Below are 16,591 nucleotides of genomic sequence, written 5' to 3'. Positions count from 1 at the left end.
TTTTCCGACAGATGTGGGCAGACCGGGCGGGCAGTCTGGAAACCATGGCCAGCGCTGTCAACCAAACGGGGATGTATCGAGTTGACGGCGACCCGCATCCCGCCGGCGAGCCCACCGTTGAGCCCGCCTGCGAGCCCGCCTCGCTGCGCCGGCGCCTGGGACATTGGCTCCGGGTCGATGCCGCCCACCTGCTCTGGCCCAGTCGCTGCCTGGCCTGCGACGCCCCCGGCCTCGACGGCCTGGACCTGTGCGCCGCCTGCCTTGCGGCCCTGCCCTGGAACCGCCGGGCCTGTCCACGCTGCGCCCTGCCCTTGCCGGCTTCGGAGGTCTGTGGCGGGTGCCTGCAGGACGAAGTCGTCCTGGCCCGGCGCGGCCGGGTTCCGATGCTGGATGGAGTCCATGCCAGCTTCGTGTATGCCGCCCCGCTCGACCGGCTGCTGCCGCGCTTCAAGTTCCATGGCGACCTGCCTGCCGGGGCGCTGCTGTCGCAGCTGCTGGCGGAAACGGCCGCCACCCGGCCGCGCCCGGACGCGCTGGTGCCACTGCCCCTGCATCGGGCCCGACTGCGCCTGCGCGGTTACGACCAGGCGCTCGAACTCGCACGCCCGCTTGCCCGCGCGCTGGACCTGCCCCTGCGTGGCGACCTGCTCCAGCGCGTGCGGGCCACCGCGCCGCAGTCGGAGCTCAGCGCCGGCGCGCGGCGGCGCAATGTGCAGGGGGCGTTCGCGGTCCGCGCCGACAGGCCGGTGCCCGCGCACGTGGTGCTGGTCGACGACGTGATGACCACGGGTGCGACGCTGCGCGCTGCGGCCACGGCGCTCAAGCGCGCAGGCGTGAAGTGCGTGGAGGCCTGGGTTTGCGCGCGCGTGCCGTGATGGCCGGCGGGTCGCCTGATGTTCGCGGATCACTTATTGCGCGCGCGCTGCACCGGCGAAGCCAACGACATCGCCAAGTGCGGAAGAAGTCGGCGCATGAGGCAAAAAAAAACCGGCGGCAGCCTCCCCCAAGGCTGCCGCCGGTCCCCCTTTCGGGGCTCTTGCTTCAGAACTCCTGCGAGAAGCGCACGCCGAAGGTGCGCGGCTGGTTGGTGACGGTATAGACCTGGCCGTTGGGATATTCCGGTACGACGCCCGCCGCACCGCAGACGGTCTCGGCGCAGTTCGTGAACCGGTTGATCTGGGCGCGTTCGTCGAACACGTTGTTGACGTACACGCTCAGCGACCAGCTGTTCTTGCTGATGCCCGCGGACAGATCCGCCGTGGTGTAGGCAGGAAGATCACCGAGGATGCCGCGCTCGAGCAGACGCAGGTCCGACTTGCGATCACCGACATGGACCACGGCACCCTGCACGAAGGAATCCATGCTGCCGATGTTGAAGTTGTAACGCGCGATCAGGTTGCCCTTGAACTTCGGCGTGACCGGCAGTTGCGTGCCGTCCGGCGCTTCGGGATCCGGGCAGTCGGTAACCGGATTGCCATTGTCATCGGTGAAGCCGCAATAGTTCTCCGTCAGCTTGGCGTCGTAGAACGCTGCGCCCGCACCCAGTTGCAGGTTGTAGGTGGCCGCCCAGTTCACGTCCATTTCCAGGCCGTCGATGCTGGCCTGGTTGGCGTTCTTGATCTCCGTGAGGCCGTTGGCACCGAGGATGCTGAACTGGAAGTCCTTCCACTCCTGGTGGAACAACGAACCATTGAAGGTCAGGCGATTTTCGCCCCAGGCGGTTTTCCAGCCGACCTCATAGTTGGTGAGGTAATCGGACAGGTACGGCGGCAGGGTGCCGCGGCGGTTGATGCCGCCGGGCCGGTAGCCCTCGGACCAGGTGCCATAGATCATCTTGGTGGGCGTGATCTGCCAGGTCAGGTTCGCCTTGCCGAGATTGCCGGTTTCCTTGACCTCCTTGTCGAACACCTCGCAGGGCGCGCCATTGAATGACGGCCAGTTCGCGGGGTCGGGCCCGAACTGGGCGACGCATACGGCTTCGCCGTAGCTCGAGTTCGGGGACCAGCCCGCACTGAATCCGAAGAAGCCCTTCAGGCTGTTGTCCGAACGGAAATGGCGCCCGCCGATCGTGCCGATGAGCGTCTCGGGAATGAAGTCGTACGACACCTCGCCGAAGATGGCTTCGTCGTGGTCTTCGCGCTCCTGCTTGGTGAGCCAGATGGTATTGGGCCAGCCGTGGATGGAGTAGATATCAGCGAAACCGTCGATCTTGTAGCGCTGCTGGATGTCGTGCTTCTGCGTTTCCCAGAACAGCCCGGCGGTGAGGCGGAAGCGGTCCTCGGCGGGAGAACTCAGGCGCAGTTCGTGGCTGTCCTTCTTGTACCGGTCCTTGCCCTGGATGTACTGCGACGGGTTGATGAAGTCGCCGTTGTCGTTGTAGGCGCTGTAGGAATACAGCGTGTCGTACCAGAAGCCGTAGTCGTTGTAGTCGGAGTCGACATCGTCGTTGCGCTTGAGGTGTGCGTAGGCGTAGGTGAGATCGAAATTGCCGATCTTGCCCTGCACGGTGAGCGCGGCCTGCCACCAGTTGTCTTCCGAGCGCTCCTTGTAGAAGTGGTTCAGGGCGAGATCGCCGACTTCCTCGTCGAAGGCGAAGTTGCCGTTGGCAACCGCGTACTGCCCCATGAGCGTCGGCGTGATGGACCAGTTCTCGTTGAGGTCCACCTTCAATGCCAGGCGCGCACCGGTGGTGTCGACGTCGTTGTAATCGTCTTCGGCGCGGCCGGTGCAGACGAGTTGGGCCGTGGAGGTGCAGTTGCGATTGGTCAGCACGCCGCCCCAGCTGGCCGGGACGTCGTCGCTGGGATCGGCCGGTGTGCCGCCGTCATCGATGCGGATCGGGAACTGGCGGTCGCCCGGCTTGTTGTCGATGTAGCCGGCGTCGTGCTGGTTCCAACCGACGAGGCGAATGGCTGCCGCGTCCGTCAAGGGGACGTTGACGAAGCCTTCTTCAACGTGGCCGATGCCACCGTGGCTGACGCTGTTGAGTTCGAGCGCGTAACCGGCGGCGAATCCACTCGGATCGGGCTTGTTGGTGATGACGCGCAGTGCACCGGCCTGGGCGCTGGCGCCGTACAGCGTGCCCTGCGGACCAGCGAGGGCTTCCACGCGGGCCACGTCATAGATGTGCAGGTCGAGCGGACCCTGGATGGTGGTAACCGGCTGCTCGTCCAGATAGACGCCCACGCTCGGCAAAGAGCCGGAATGGTTGCCGTCGCCGCCGCTGGCGACGCCGCGCATGTAGATCTGGGCGAAGCCGGGGCCGAATGTCTGGTAGGACACGCTGGGAAGGAATTTGACGTAATCGTCGAAGTCCGTGACGTTGAGTTCGTCCAGCTTCTCCTCGCCCAGGACCTCCAGGCTGATCGGCACCTTCTGCAGGTTCTCGGTGCGCTTCTGCGCGGTAACGGTAACGGCCTCCAGCGTCGCGGTTCTCTGCGGGGCTGGCGCAGCCGGTGCCGGGGCCGCCTGCGCCTGCGGCGCCTGCGCGTCCTGCGGAGCAGCCGCGTCCTGTGCATAGGCCGCCGTGCTGACGGCGAAGCAGATCGCCGCGGCCAGCGGCAGCCTGCTCAATGCGCGGCTGCTGCCAGATGTCTTGCCTGTTCTTCTGGAACGATGCATCGGTCTCCCTCTCCCCTCGGTTGTGAATTTCACACTCGGTTGCGGATTCAATCGGAATGGACTGCAGCAAACTCCGGTACTGCCGGATACGAATCGAGCACCGGTCCGAGCGCATCTTTCAGCGGACCGAGCCAATGTTCGAAATGGCGCCAGTGGTCGACGCCCTCCTTGTAGATCGGTTTGCGGACCTGTTCGGAACTGGCGGTCCGCACCGGGCGGTCGTTCTCGAAGAAGCGCAGGCACTGCTCCTCGAATGCAAGCCCGCAATAGTCGAGCAGGCGCCGTACCTCGCCCTCGGTGTCGGTGACCATCTGCTCGTAGATGACGCGATGGATGCGGCCGGGAAGCACGGCGTCGAAGTGCGCCATCAGTTCCACGTAGTCGCGGTAGTAGCGGCCGATTTCCCCGAGGTCGTAGCTGAAGGCCTGCCCGCGCGCGAAATGCTGCTTGAAACCGGAGAAGCAGCAGGCGAGCGGGTGACGGCGCGCATCGACGATCTTCGCGTTGGGCAGGATCAGTTGGATCAGCCCGACGTGCATGAAGTTGTTCGGCATCTTGTCGATGAACAAGGGCGCGCCGGTCTTGCGCTGGATGCGCGTATTGGCGAGGTATTGCGCGCCGAGTGCGCGCAACTGGCCGGCATCGAGTGCCGCCAGTGCCTCGTGGTAGGGCATCGTGCCCGTGCTTTCTTCCTGCGTCGCGCGTGCGCGCAGGTTGCGGGTGATCGAGATGATCTCCGGCAGTTCCATCGTGCCTTCGACCTCGCTGTGGCTCGACAGGATCTGCTCCAGCAGGGTCGAGCCTGACCGTGGCAGCCCGACGATGAAGATCGGGTCGCGCGCGCTGTCGCCGCCGCCCTCGCGCTGCGCGAAGAAGTCGCGGTTGTAGAGGTGCCTGATGTGGCGCACGCGCGCCGAGGTGGTCTCCGCGTCGTAGCGCAACTGCGTCCGGCGGATCGCGTTGCCCGCGGCATAGTGGCGGAAGGACGCCTCGTACTCGGCCGCGTCTTCCCTGGCCTTGCCCAAGGCGAACTCCAGGTGCAGCCGATGCTCGTCCGCCAGTTCCGGTCGCGCCAGTTGCCGCTCCATCGCGGCCACGTCGTCGGCGGTGAAACGGAATGTCTTGAGGTTGGCCAGGCTCCACCACACTTCGCCCAGCGCGGGATCCATCGCCAGGCTTTGCCGGTATGCGGCGACGGCGCGCTCGGTGTGCGCGGCCGTCTTGAGGGCGTGGCCGAAGCTCATCCAGACTTTCGGGTTGCGCGGATAGCGCTTGAGCAGGTCGTCGTAGAGATCGATGGCCTGGGCGTAATCACCGATGCGGCACAGCACCACTGCCTTCAGGTTGTGGCAACCGGGATTGCCCGCATCGTCGCGCAGCAGGCGCTCGATCTCGACCAGCGCCTGCTCGGGCTTGTTGGCCCGATACAGGATCAGTGCGTAGTTCTGCCGCGCCGCGTGGAAGCCCGGCGCGAGTTCGAGGCAGCGCACCAGCAGTTTCTCGGCCTCGTCGTTGCGCCCCAGTCGCGCGGCCAGCTCGGCGAACATGCGGATCGCGGCGACGTCGGTCGGCGCCTTCTTCAGGTGCTCGCGCAGCAGCAGCTCGGCTTCGGGAATGCGGTTGTCGGCCAGCGCCGCGGCCGCCTCCAGCAGGGCCGGGTCGCGGGTCGAATAGCGGACGTGGTGGTTGTAGGCGGCATCCGCGCCGGCGTTGTCGCCGGTGGCGGTGAGGTGGTCGCCGAGCGCGAGCCACGCGGCGGGCAGATCGGGTTTCAGGGCGACGGCGCGGCGCAGCGCCGCGAGCGCTTCGTCGCCGCGGCCCAGGCGCCCGAACGCAATGCCCAGTTCGAGCTGGGTGCGGGCCGAGTTCGGCTGCGCCGCGGCCAGCGGTTGCAGGACCGAGAGCGCGCCCGCGGCATCGCCGCGCGCATTGTGCGCGGCACCCAACAGCAGGGTCGCCATCGGGTGGTTGCCGACGACGCGCAGGATCTCGGTGGCCTGCGCGGCGGCGAGGGCGGGATCGGTTTCGAGCAGACGGCTGGCGTGAGCGAGGGCGGTTTCAAGCGAGGCGGTCGCCTCGGTCACGGAAGTCATGCGTCTGTATTCCCGGTAGTCAGTGCTGCGGCGCGTGGTGCAAGCCGGAGGTTCCCGCCCCGACTATGCCGAATGTGGCGGCAGGTTCACAGGCCATGCTTGGCTCGACGGTCGCGGCGGTGCTCATGGCGCCTCCAGTGCCAGGGCCACGCCTTGGCCTACGCCGACGCACATCGCCACCAGTGCGTGTCGATGACCGCCGTGCTGCAATTCCCGCATCGCGGTCAGGGCCAGGCGGGCACCGCTGGCGCCGAGCGGATGGCCCAGCGCGATCGCGCCGCCGTTCGGATTCACCCGCGGCTCGTCGTCGGCTAGGCCGAGGCTGCGCGTCACCGCCAGCACCTGCGCGGCGAACGCCTCGTTGATTTCGATCGTGCCGAAGTCCGCCAGGCGCAGACCGGTGCGCGAGAGCAGGCGCTGGATCGCCGGCACCGGTCCGATCCCCATCGTGCGCGGCGGCACGCCCGCCGCCGCCATGCCGAGCACGCGGGCCACGGGCACCAGGCCCCAGCGCGCGACCGCGTCGGCCGAGGCCAGCAGCAGCGCGCAGGCGCCATCGTTGAGGCCCGAAGCATTGCCCGCGGTGATGCTGGTGCCGGCACCGAGCAGCGGCGCGAGACCGGCCAGCTTGTCGGCCGAAGTGTCGGCGCGCGGTTGTTCGTCGGCGACGCAGGGTCCCACCGCCATCAGCTCGCAGTCGAAGCGGCCCGCCGCGCGGGCCCGGGCCACGCGCTGCTGGGAACGTAATGCGAACGCGTCCTGGTCGGTGCGCGCGATGGCATGGTCGCGGGCCAGGTTTTCGGCGGTCTGGGCCATCGAGTCGACGCCGTGCGCGGCCGCCATCGCCGGATTGACGAAGCGCCAGCCCAGCGTGGTGTCCTCGAGGGTCTGTGCGCGATCGAACGGCGCCTCGGCCTTGCCGAGTACGTACGGTGCGCGCGACATGTTCTCGACGCCGCCGGCGACCACCAGGTCGGCGTCGCCCAGCGCGATCGCGCGTGCCGCCTGGCCAACCGCCTCCAGGCCCGAGGCGCACAGACGGTTGACGGTAACGCCGGGGACCTGCACCGGCAGCCCGGCCAGCAACGCGGCCATGCGGGCGACGTTGCGGTTGTCCTCGCCGGCCTGGTTGGCGCAGCCGAGGATGACTTCGTCCACCGCGGTCGGGTCGAGGCGGGGATGGCTGGCGAGCAGATGCCGGATCGGCAGCGCCGCGAGGTCGTCGGTGCGGACGCCGGCCAGGCCACCGCGATGACGGCCGAAGGGCGTGCGCACGCCATCGCAGAGATAGACCGGGCGTGCGCCCGTGCTCACGCCGACACCGCCGGCAGGCGGTTGGCTGGGATGCAGCCCTCGATCGCCGCGGCCGTCAGCAACAGTTGCGGCAGGATGGAATCGATGGCCTGGCGCGCGGCATCGGGGTGGTAGGCCATGCTCACGTTGATCGCCGTGGCGATGCGGCCTTCGGCGTTGCGCAGGGGCACCGCGATCGAACACAGCCCGATCTCGAGCTCCTGCTCGACGTAGGCATAGCCCTGCCGGCGCACGTCGGCGACGATGCGGCGCAGCCGGTGCACGTCGGTTTCGGTATGCGGGGTCAGCCGGACCGGACGGCATTGCGCCAGCCAGGTGTCCAGGTCGGCCTCGTCCAAGCCCGACAGCAGCACCCGGCCCATCGACGCACAGAACGCCGGCAGGCGCGCGCCGATGCCCAGGTTCACGCTCATCACCCGCTGCCCGGGGACGCGCTGGACATAGACGATCGACTGCCCGTCCAGCACCGCCATGGAACAACTCTGCCGCACACGGTGCGCCAGGTCCTCCATCAGCGGCTGGGCGAGGTCGGTGAGGTTGAGCGAGCCGAGGTAGCCGAAGCCGAGTTCCAGCACGCGCGGGCCCAGCACGAACTCCTTGCCGGCCGGGCGCACGTAGCCCAGGTGGACCAGGGTCAGTACCAGCCGGCGCGCGGCGGCGCGGGACAGGCCGGTGCGGCTGGCGATGTCGGCCAGGCTGAGGCGGGCATGGTCGCGGTCGAACGTCCCGAGCACGGACAGCCCACGGGCCAGCGACTGCACGTAGTCGCCGCTGTGCTCGAACTGGTCCGAGTCGTCTGTTTTCCGTGCCATTCCGGGTAGCTCCCCTGCTCCCTGCGATGAACTCTCGAACGAGCCTGTCGATCGAGCCTGTCGACCGGACCTGCCGGCAGTGGCGGCCGATTGACGGCGAGATTAGAGCTTCCGTACAGTGGTGCGCAATACGCACACACGTGCGCACAGCGCACAAATCTGTGACCCGGGGAGGGTGGACAGCGGATGGCGATCGCCGAGCGCGACTGCGTGCTGCACAGCTGGTCGGTCCAAGCCGACTGGGATGCGCCGACGGTGGTCGGCGGACGCGGCGCGCGCCTGCACCTGGCCGACGGCCGCGAGATCCTCGACCTCAGCAGCCTCGCCGAGTGCAGCAACTTGGGGCACCAGCATCCGCGCCTGGTCGAGGCGATCCGCGCGCAGGCCGAACGTCTGTGTTTCGTCACCAATGCGTGGGGAGCGGAGCCGCGCGCGCAACTGGCGCAGGCGTTGCTGGAGCGGTCGGGGTTCGCGGGCGGGCGGGTGTACTTCACCCTCGGCGGCGCCGATGCCAACGAGAACGCGGTGAAGATCGCGCGCCAGGCGTCGCGCCGGCCGCGTGGCGCGGTGATCGCGCGCGATCGCTCGTACCACGGTGCCAGCCACCTGGCGATGGCGCTGTCCGGCGACAGCCGCACCCGCGCGCAGGTGGATCCGGCGGCGTTCAACATCCATCACGTGCCGCCCCCGTACGCCTACCGTTGCCCCTTCGGGAGCACGGATGCGGACACGTGCGGCGAGCGCGCCGCGCAGGCGGTCGCCGACAGCATCGATGGCCTCGGCGCGGGGCACGTCGCCGCCGTGATCATGGAACCCAACGCCGGCACCAACGGCATCGTCGCCCCGGACAACTATTGGCCCGCGCTGCGCCGGCACACCGCGCAGCGCGAGGTGTTGCTGATTGCCGACGAGGTCATGAGCGCGTTCGGCCGCTGCGGCGAATGGTTCGCCTGGCAGCGCCACGGCGAAGCCGGGCGCCCCGACCTGATGACCCTGGCCAAGGGCCTCACCGGCGCCGCCTTGCCGCTCGGTGCGGTGGTGCTGAGCGCGCAGGTGGCCGCGCGCATCGAACACGAAATGCTCTACACCGGCCTGACCTACTGCGGTCATCCGCTGGCGTGCGCGGCCGGACTCGCGGCGTTGGCGGCCTACGCCGAGGACGACCTGATCGCGCGCTCGCGCCGGCTGGGCGCCGAACTGCTGGCGCAGCTGCAACACCTGCAGGCACGGCACGCGGTGATCGGCGACGTACGCGGCGGCCACGGCCTGTTCGCGGTGATCGAGCTGGTCGCCGACCGCGCGACCCGCGCCATGCCCGCGCCCTGGCCGCAGAGCCCGCCGGCGTTGCGCGCACTGGTCGACGCCGCGATGGCCGAGGGCGTGAGCCTGGCCATACGCGGCAACCTGATCCTGCTGGCGCCGCCGCTGGTGATCGCCGAGGACGAGCTGGCCGATGCGCTCGCCGTGATCGATCGCCTGCTGTCGCGCTTCTTTCCCGCCTGACTTCTTCCCGCCCGTTTCTTTCCGACTGTTTCTTCCGACTGTTTCTTCCCGCCAGTTTTCTTCCCGCCTGTTCCTTCCCACCCATCCGACTGTCCGAGCGTGCCGCCATGAGCTTTCGCCTGACCTACGCCACCATGTTCAATCCGCCCGAGGCGATGCACCAGCGCTTCGACGAGGCCATGGCACGCGTCAGCGAAGAACTGGGCCAATGCCACGAGCTTTTCATCGATGGAGAGGATTGCGAAGCCGCGGACTACGCGCGCCGCAGCAGCCCGATCGACAGCGAGCTGGTGCTCGGCGACTTCGCCCTGGCCACCGCCGAGGATGTCGACACGGCGATGGCCGCGGCCAGCGCCGCGTTTCCGGCGTGGCGTGCGTTGCCGGTGGCCGAACGCGCGCGCCTGGTGCGCAAGGTCGGCGACCTGATGGAGGAGCGCGTCTACGACATCGCCGCGGCGCTGACCCTGGAGGTCGGCAAGAACCGCATGGAGGCGCTGGGCGAGGCGCAGGAAACGGTGGACTTCTTCCACCACTACGCCGACGACTACGAGCAGCACGCGGGTTACGAGAATGCGTTGCCGAACGATCCGCTCGAGGGGATGGTCTCGCGCAACCGCAGCGTGATGCGCCCGCATGGCGTCTGGGTGGTGATCGCGCCGTTCAACTTCCCGCTGGCACTGGCCGGCGGTCCGGTCGCGGCGGCGCTGGTGACCGGCAACACGGTGGTCTGCAAGGCCGCCAGCGACACGCCATGGTCGGGACGCCTGCTCGCCGACTGCATCCGCGACGCCGGCCTGCCCGCCGGTGTCTTCAACTACGTCTCCGGTTCCGGTCGCGACGTTGGCGATGCGCTGGTGCGCCATCCGCTCACCGCCGGCATCACCTTCACCGGTTCGGTCGGCGTCGGCATGCAGCTGCTGCAACAGATGGCCACCGGGCCGTGGCCGCGCCCGTGCATCGCCGAGATGGGCGGCAAGAATCCGTGCATCGTCACCGAGCACGCCGACCTGGAGCGCGCCGCCGCCGGCATCGTGCGCTCGGCCTTCGGCATGGGCGGGCAGAAGTGCTCGGCCCTGTCCCGGCTCTATGTGCATGAGAGCGTCGCCAGCGAACTGATCGAGCGTGTGCAGGAAAAAATCGCGGCCATCCGCATCGGCGACGCGCGCGAACGCGAAAACTGGCTCGGGCCGGTGGTCAACGCCGACGCCTACGTCCACTACAACCAGTACATCGCGTTGCTCAAGGCCGGCGGCGCGAAGCTGGTGAGCGGCGGCAGCCAGTTGCGCGAGGGCGACCTGGCCCGTGGCTACTACGTCGAGCCGGTGCTGGCCGAAGCGCCGCTTTCGCATCCGTTGTGGAAGCAGGAGATGTTCCTGCCGATCGTGATGCTGCACCGTTACCGCGACCGCACCGAGGCGATGCGCCTGGCCAACGACACCGACATGGGCCTGACCGCCGGCTTCTACGGCAGCGCCGACGAAGTGCCGTGGTTCCAGGAACACATCGAAGCCGGCGTCACCTACGCCAACCGCCCGCAGGGCGCGACCACCGGCGCATGGCCGGGTTACCAGCCGTTCGGTGGCTGGAAGGGTTCGGGCTCGACCGGCAAGGCGATCGCCTCGTTCTACTACCTGCAGCAGTACCTGCGCGAACAGTCGCGCACCGTGGTGGAGTAGGAGCGAACGATGCAGGCGATGAGCGTGCGCGAGCTGATCGGTGAGTTCGTGGCCGACGGCGCCAGCGTGGCGCTGGAGGGCTTCACGCACCTGATTCCGTTCGCGGCCGGCCACGAGATCATCCGCCAGCACCGGCGCGATCTGCACCTGATCCGGATGACGCCCGACCTGGTGTACGACCAGATGATCGGCATGGGCTGCGCGCGCCGGCTCACGTTCTCGTGGGGCGGCAATCCCGGCGTGGGCTCGCTGCACCGGCTGCGCGATGCGGTGGAGCAGCGCTGGCCGCGACCGCTGGAACTGGACGAGCACAGCCACGCCGGCATGGCGGCGGCCTACTGCGCCGGCGCGGCGCATCTGCCGTTCGGCCTGCTGCGCGGCTACCTGGACAACGACCTGGACAAGGCGAATCCGCGCATCCGCCGCGTCGATTGTCCGTTCACCGGCGAAACCCTCGCGGCCGTGCCGGCGATCAATCCCGACGTGACCATCCTGCACGCGCAACGCGCCGATCGCGCCGGCAACGTCGCCCTGCACGGCATCGTCGGCGCGCAGCGCGAGGCGGCGATGGCGGCGAAGACCTTGGTCGTGACGGTCGAGGAGATCGTCGACGCGCTGCCGCCGGCGATGAACGGCGTGGTCCTGCCGCACTGGGTGGTCGCGGCGATCGCGCATTGCCCGGGCGGTGCGTACCCGTCCTACGCGCATGGCCACTACACGCGCGACAACGCCTTCTACCAGAGCTGGGACGCGATTGCGCGCGAGCGCGAGGGCTTCCTCGCCTGGATGCAGGAACACGTCCTGGACACCGCCGACCATGCCGCCTTCCTCGCCAGTCTCGACAGGAGGGCCGCATGACGCCGGCGACGCGCGACGAATGGATGACGGTTGCCGCGGCGCGCATGCTGCGCGATCGCTGCGTGTGCTTCGTCGGCATCGGCCTGCCGAGCGCAGCCTGCAATCTCGCGCGGCTCACCCACGCGCCGGACATCGTGCTGATCTACGAGTCCGGCACGATCGGCACGCGACCTGACGTGCTGCCGCTGTCGATCGGCGACGGCGAACTCGCGGAGACCGCCGCGTTCGTGGTGCCCTTGCCGGAGGTGTTCGCGCACTACCTGCAGGGCGGGCGCGTCGATGTCGGCTTCCTCGGCGCCGCGCAGGTCGACCGCTTCGGCAACTTGAACAGCACCGTGATCGGGCCCTACGACGCGCCGGTCACGCGCCTGCCAGGCGCGGGCGGCGCACCGGAGATCGCCGCGCATGCGCGCGAAACCTTCGTGATGGCGAAGGCGAGCAGGCGCAGTTTCGTCGAGCGCCTCGATTTCCGCACCACGGCCGGCTTCGGCGAAGGTGCGGGCGCACGCGCCCGCAGCACCGCGCGTGGCGGCGGTCCGCGCGCGGTGATCACCGACGTCGGCATCCTCACGCCGCATCCGCGCACCGACGAACTCCAACTGAGCGCGCTGTTCGCCGATGTCACGGTCGACGACGCGCGCGACGCGATCGGCTGGCCGCTGGTGGTGGCCGACGAGGTGACGCACGTCGAGCCGCCGACCGCGCACGAACTCGACATCCTGCGCGCACTTCATGCGCGCACCCGGCAGGCCCATGCGCAACCCGTGGTCCTGCCTTCCTTCGAACGATGACCAGGACGCCATCCATGTCCGAACCGCATATCCGCACCGAGCTTCCCGGTCCGAACGCGCGCGCACTGATCGCACGCGATGCCGAAGTGATCTCGCCGTCGTACCCGCGCGACTATCCGTTCGTGATGTCGCACGGCCGCGGCACGGAAGTGTGGGACGTCGACGGCAACCGCTTCCTCGACTTCGCCGCCGGCATCGCGGTGTGCAGCACCGGCCACGCGCACCCGCAGGTGGTCGCGGCGGTGCAGGGCGCCGCGGAGAAATTCCTGCACATCTCCAGCGATTACTGGCATGAGCAGATGACCGGCCTGGGCGAACGCCTGGCGCGCATCGCGCCAATGGGCGAGCCGGCGATGAGCTTCCTGTGCCAGTCGGGCACCGAGGCGGTGGAAGCGGCGATCAAGCTCGCGCGCTACGTCACCGGTCGCTCGCGCTTCATCGGCTTCCTCGGCGGCTTCCACGGACGCACGATGGGTTCGCTGGCTTTCACGTCCAGCAAGTACACGCAGCAGAAGGGCTTCTTCGCGACGATGCCCGGCGTGGTGCACGTGCCGTATCCGGATCCGTATCGCCCGCTGTTCGCAGGCGACAACCAGGGCGTGGCGGTGCTCGACTACATCCGCATGCTGTTCGAGCGCAGCGTGCCTGCGTCGGAAGTGGCGGCCATCCTGGTCGAACCGATCCAGGGCGAGGGCGGGTATGTAGTACCGCCCGACGGTTTCCTCGCCGGCCTGCGCGCGCTGTGCGACGAACACGGCATCCTGCTGATCTTCGACGAAGTGCAGTCGGGGATCGGCCGCACCGGGCGCATGTTCGCGAGCCAGCACTGGGGCGTGGCGCCGGACATCATGACGCTCGCCAAGGGCATGGGCTCGGGCCTGCCGATCGGGGCGATGGTCGCGAAGAAGCGATTGATGTCGCAGTGGAAGCGCGGTGCGCACGGCAACACCTACGGCGGCAATCCGATCACCTGCGCGGCGGCCAACGCCACCATCGACCTGGTCGAAGCCGGGATGCTCGGCAACGCCGCGACCGTCGGCGCGCACTTCATGAACCGGCTGGTCGATCTCGCCAACCACTACCCGTGCATCGGCGAGGTTCGCGGCAAGGGCCTGATGATCGGCATGGAGCTGGTCGAAGCCGATGGCGAACGCACTCCGGCGCGCGCCCTGTGCGATGCGGTGGTCACGCGCGCCTTCCACAACGGCCTGCTGTTGCTGTCGTGCGGCGCGAGCACGGTGCGCTTCATGCCCCCGCTCAACGTGTCGCGCGATGAAGTCGACGAGGCGATCGCCCTGCTGCGCATCAGCCTCGACGAAGCGCTCGCCGGACGCGGGTCCTGAGCCGGATGCGCAGTCGCCAGGGGCGCCATCGCCACGCCGTCCTCGCCTGCACCCTGCTGCTGGCGGTGAGCGGCGTGACAGGCGTGGCCGTCGCCGGCCGCGAGCCGGTGCTGAAGCAGGTCGACCTGCCGCACAGCTACTACTGGCGCGAGTTGTACCTGCCGCAGCTGACCACCGGACCGTCGTCGCTCAGCTTCATGCCCGACGGCGGGACGCTGGTCTACAGCATGAGCGGTTCGCTGTGGCGGCAACGCATCGGCAGCGACGAGGCGATCGAACTGACCCACGCGAAGGGCGCGTACGACTACCAGCCCGATGTCGCCCGCGATGGCCGCAGCGTGGTGTTCACGCGCTACGACGGCACCGGCATGGAACTGTGGCAGCTCGACCTCGGCAACGGCCGCGCCCGCGCGCTTACCCATGGTGGCGCCGTCAACGTCGAGCCGCGGCTGTCGCCGGACGGCAAGCGCATCGCCTGGGTGTCGACGCAGGGCACCGGCCATTTCAACCTGTTCGTCGCCGAACTCGGCGCCGACGGCCTGCGCAATGCGCGGCCGCTGCTGGGCGAACGCAGGAGCACGATCGACCGTTATTACTACTCGCCCTTCGACCACACCATCAATCCGTCGTGGTCGCCCGATGGCCAGGCGCTGCTGTACGTCGGCAACCCCGAGGTCGCGTGGGGCAGTGGCGACCTGTGGACGGTGCGCGTGGACGATCCCACGCAGCGCCGCAGAGTCCTCGCCGAGGAAACCAGCTGGAGCGCCCGGCCGGAACTCGCGCCGGACGGCAAGCGCGTGCTGTTCGGCAGCTACCACGGACGCCAGACCCAGCAGCTGTGGCTGACCACGTTGCAAGGCGCCGCGCCGTTGCCGCTGACCTTCGGCGACAGCGAGCGCCGCAACGCGCGCTGGTCGCCCGACGGCAAGCGCATCGCGTACATCGGCAATGCCGGCGCCGACGGCAACACGTCGCTGATGGTGATGGAGACCGTCGGAGGCGCGAGCCAGCCGGTGCAGGCAAAGACCCGCCGCACCCTGCAGCCGACGACGCAACTCACGCTCGACATCTTCGACGGGTCCGGGCAGCGCGTGCCGGCCCGCGTTTCGGTGCTGGCAAGCGACGCCCGCGCATACGCGCCCGCCGATGCGTGGATGCACGCCGACGACGGCTTCGACCGGGCCAGGCAGGCGACGGAGACGCACTACTTCCATTGCGCCTCGCCCTGCACGCTGGATGTGCCCGCAGGCGCGACCGATGTCACCGTGCAGCATGGCTTCGCCCGCGCGCTCTGGCACAAGCGCCTGAAACTCGCCGCGCACGCCAGCACACCGGTGCGGGTAATGCTCGAAGCACAGCCGCTGCCGCGCGAATTCGGCGACTGGATCAGCGCCGACCTGCATGTGCACATGAACTACGGCGGCCATTACCGCAACTCACCTGCATACCTCGCGCGCCAGGCGCAGGCCGAGGACCTCGACGTCGTCGAGAACCTGATCGTCAACAAGGAAGAGCGCATTCCCGACATCGCCTACTTCGGCACGCGCACCAGCGACGATCCCGACCGGCCGCGCATCGCCCACGCGCAGGAGTACCACACCAGCTTCTGGGGCCATCTCGGCCTGCTCCACCTGCGCGACCACTACCTGACCCCGGACTTTTCGGCGTATCGCCACACCGCGATGGCCAGCCCGTATCCGCACAACGGCGTGATCGCCGACCTCGCGCATGCGCAGCAGGGCGTGGTCGGTTACGTGCATCCGTTCGACACCGTTCCCGATCCCGCCAAAGATCCGGTGCTCAGCCACCAACTGCCCGCCGATGTCGCGCAGGGCAAGGTCGACTACATCGAAGTCGTCGGTTTCGCCGACCACCAGGCCACGGCCGCGGTCTGGTATCGCCTGCTCAACCTCGGCTTCCACCTGCCCGCCGGCGCCGGCACCGATGCGATGGCGAACTACGCCTCGCTGCGCGGTCCGGTCGGCATGAACCGGGTGTTCCTCGACACCGGCGGGCGTCTCGATGAAGACGTCATGCTCGATGCGCTCAAGGCCGGCCATGGCTTCGTCAGCAACGGGCCGCTGCTCGGCTTGCTGCTCGACGGCCAGAAGCCCGGCGCCACGCTTCGGGTGGATGCCACGGGCAAGCTGCACTATCGCGTCGCGCTGCGGTCGCCGGTGGCGGTCGATCACCTGGAACTCGTGCACAACGGCCAGGTGCTGAAGCGCTTCGATCTGGCGGGCGATCCGACGAACAATCGCCACCGCCTCGATGCCGAAGGCGATGTTGCGGTGACGCAGGGCGGCTGGATGCTGCTGCGCGCCTGGAACGACGGCGCGGATCCGCAGATCCTCGACCTGTATCCGTACGCGACCACCAACCCGGTGTGGATCGAGAGCCCCGACGGCGCGCCCGACGTTCGCGGCGACGCTTCCTACTTCGTCGCCTGGCTGGATCGCGTGATCGAAGCCGCGGACGCGCGCGACGACTACAACGACGCCGCCGAGAAGCGCGCGACGCTCGACTACCTGCAAGGCGCACGCGCGATCTACCAGCGGCGGGCCGAGGGGAAATGACCTG

General features: G+C 68.7%; 11 protein-coding genes. 7 read left to right on the top strand and 4 right to left on the bottom strand.

Going from position 1 to position 16,591, the window contains the following annotated elements; translation table 11 throughout:
* Positions 1-71 precede the first annotated feature (71 nt).
* Positions 72-875 (top strand): ComF family protein, encoded by an 804-nt coding sequence (locus tag ACYVGE_RS11925; protein ID WP_460730142.1) that lies wholly within the window; start codon positions 72-74, stop codon positions 873-875.
* A 166-nt stretch (positions 876-1,041) separates the two neighbouring features.
* Here ACYVGE_RS11925 and ACYVGE_RS11920 read toward each other — a convergent pair whose 3' ends face one another.
* The 4 genes from ACYVGE_RS11920 to ACYVGE_RS11905 all read right to left on the bottom strand — a co-directional run bounded on the left by ACYVGE_RS11920 (position 1,042) and on the right by ACYVGE_RS11905 (position 7,840).
* Positions 1,042-3,621 carry a TonB-dependent receptor gene (locus tag ACYVGE_RS11920; protein WP_460730140.1) on the bottom strand — a complete coding sequence of 860 codons (2,580 nt, stop codon included), beginning with the start codon at positions 3,619-3,621 and terminating at the stop codon, positions 1,042-1,044.
* Positions 3,622-3,668: 47 nt separating this feature from the next.
* Positions 3,669-5,714: a tetratricopeptide repeat-containing sulfotransferase family protein gene (locus tag ACYVGE_RS11915; RefSeq protein WP_460730138.1), complete on the bottom strand. Its 2,046-nt coding sequence runs from the start codon at positions 5,712-5,714 to the stop codon at positions 3,669-3,671.
* Between the two features lie 123 nt (positions 5,715-5,837).
* Positions 5,838-7,028 (bottom strand): 3-oxoadipyl-CoA thiolase, encoded by a 1,191-nt coding sequence (gene pcaF, locus ACYVGE_RS11910; RefSeq protein ID WP_460730136.1) that lies wholly within the window; start codon positions 7,026-7,028, stop codon positions 5,838-5,840.
* Entirely contained in the window at positions 7,025-7,840 is an 816-nt protein-coding gene (locus ACYVGE_RS11905; protein WP_460730134.1) for an IclR family transcriptional regulator domain-containing protein, read from the bottom strand. The genes pcaF and ACYVGE_RS11905 overlap by 4 nt, the downstream gene beginning before the upstream one ends.
* Before the next feature lie 186 nt (positions 7,841-8,026).
* Between ACYVGE_RS11905 and ACYVGE_RS11900 the strand changes: the two genes are divergently transcribed.
* From ACYVGE_RS11900 to ACYVGE_RS11875, 6 genes are all read left to right on the top strand, one after another.
* Positions 8,027-9,343, top strand: a complete 1,317-nt coding sequence (locus ACYVGE_RS11900; RefSeq protein ID WP_460730132.1) for an aminotransferase family protein — start codon at positions 8,027-8,029, stop codon at positions 9,341-9,343.
* A gap of 107 nt (positions 9,344-9,450) precedes the next feature.
* The gene (locus ACYVGE_RS11895; RefSeq protein ID WP_460730130.1) at positions 9,451-11,019 is read left to right on the top strand and encodes an aldehyde dehydrogenase family protein; all 1,569 of its coding nucleotides are present in this window, start codon (positions 9,451-9,453) and stop codon (positions 11,017-11,019) included.
* A 9-nt stretch (positions 11,020-11,028) separates the two neighbouring features.
* Entirely contained in the window at positions 11,029-11,877 is an 849-nt protein-coding gene (locus ACYVGE_RS11890; RefSeq protein ID WP_460730128.1) for a CoA transferase subunit A, read from the top strand.
* The gene (locus ACYVGE_RS11885; protein ID WP_460730126.1) at positions 11,874-12,668 is read left to right on the top strand and encodes a CoA-transferase subunit beta; all 795 of its coding nucleotides are present in this window, start codon (positions 11,874-11,876) and stop codon (positions 12,666-12,668) included. The genes ACYVGE_RS11890 and ACYVGE_RS11885 overlap by 4 nt, the downstream gene beginning before the upstream one ends.
* A gap of 14 nt (positions 12,669-12,682) precedes the next feature.
* A complete protein-coding gene (locus tag ACYVGE_RS11880; RefSeq protein WP_460730124.1) occupies positions 12,683-14,011 on the top strand; it encodes an acetyl ornithine aminotransferase family protein in 1,329 nt (442 codons plus the stop codon).
* Between the two features lie 5 nt (positions 14,012-14,016).
* Positions 14,017-16,587 (top strand): CehA/McbA family metallohydrolase, encoded by a 2,571-nt coding sequence (locus ACYVGE_RS11875; protein ID WP_460730122.1) that lies wholly within the window; start codon positions 14,017-14,019, stop codon positions 16,585-16,587.
* The last annotated feature ends 4 nt before the right edge of the window (positions 16,588-16,591 follow it).

The organism is Lysobacter rhizosphaerae, from assembly GCF_054779795.1.
The sequence above is the reverse complement of the archived record's forward strand: the minus strand, read 5'-3'. Positions and strand labels throughout refer to the sequence as shown.

What these genes read in the sequence shown, in the direction of transcription:
- ACYVGE_RS11890 (WP_460730128.1), top strand. Translation starts at nt 11,029, where the DNA reads ATGCAGGCGATGAGCGTGCGCGAGCTGATCGGTGAGTTCGTGGCCGAC.
- ACYVGE_RS11905 (WP_460730134.1), bottom strand. Translation starts at nt 7,840, where the DNA reads ATGGCACGGAAAACAGACGACTCGGACCAGTTCGAGCACAGCGGCGAC.
- ACYVGE_RS11920 (WP_460730140.1), bottom strand. Translation starts at nt 3,621, where the DNA reads ATGCATCGTTCCAGAAGAACAGGCAAGACATCTGGCAGCAGCCGCGCA.
- ACYVGE_RS11880 (WP_460730124.1), top strand. Translation starts at nt 12,683, where the DNA reads ATGTCCGAACCGCATATCCGCACCGAGCTTCCCGGTCCGAACGCGCGC.
- ACYVGE_RS11875 (WP_460730122.1), top strand. Translation starts at nt 14,017, where the DNA reads ATGCGCAGTCGCCAGGGGCGCCATCGCCACGCCGTCCTCGCCTGCACC.
- ACYVGE_RS11915 (WP_460730138.1), bottom strand. Translation starts at nt 5,714, where the DNA reads ATGACTTCCGTGACCGAGGCGACCGCCTCGCTTGAAACCGCCCTCGCT.
- ACYVGE_RS11900 (WP_460730132.1), top strand. Translation starts at nt 8,027, where the DNA reads ATGGCGATCGCCGAGCGCGACTGCGTGCTGCACAGCTGGTCGGTCCAA.
- ACYVGE_RS11885 (WP_460730126.1), top strand. Translation starts at nt 11,874, where the DNA reads ATGACGCCGGCGACGCGCGACGAATGGATGACGGTTGCCGCGGCGCGC.
- ACYVGE_RS11895 (WP_460730130.1), top strand. Translation starts at nt 9,451, where the DNA reads ATGAGCTTTCGCCTGACCTACGCCACCATGTTCAATCCGCCCGAGGCG.
- ACYVGE_RS11925 (WP_460730142.1), top strand. Translation starts at nt 72, where the DNA reads ATGTATCGAGTTGACGGCGACCCGCATCCCGCCGGCGAGCCCACCGTT.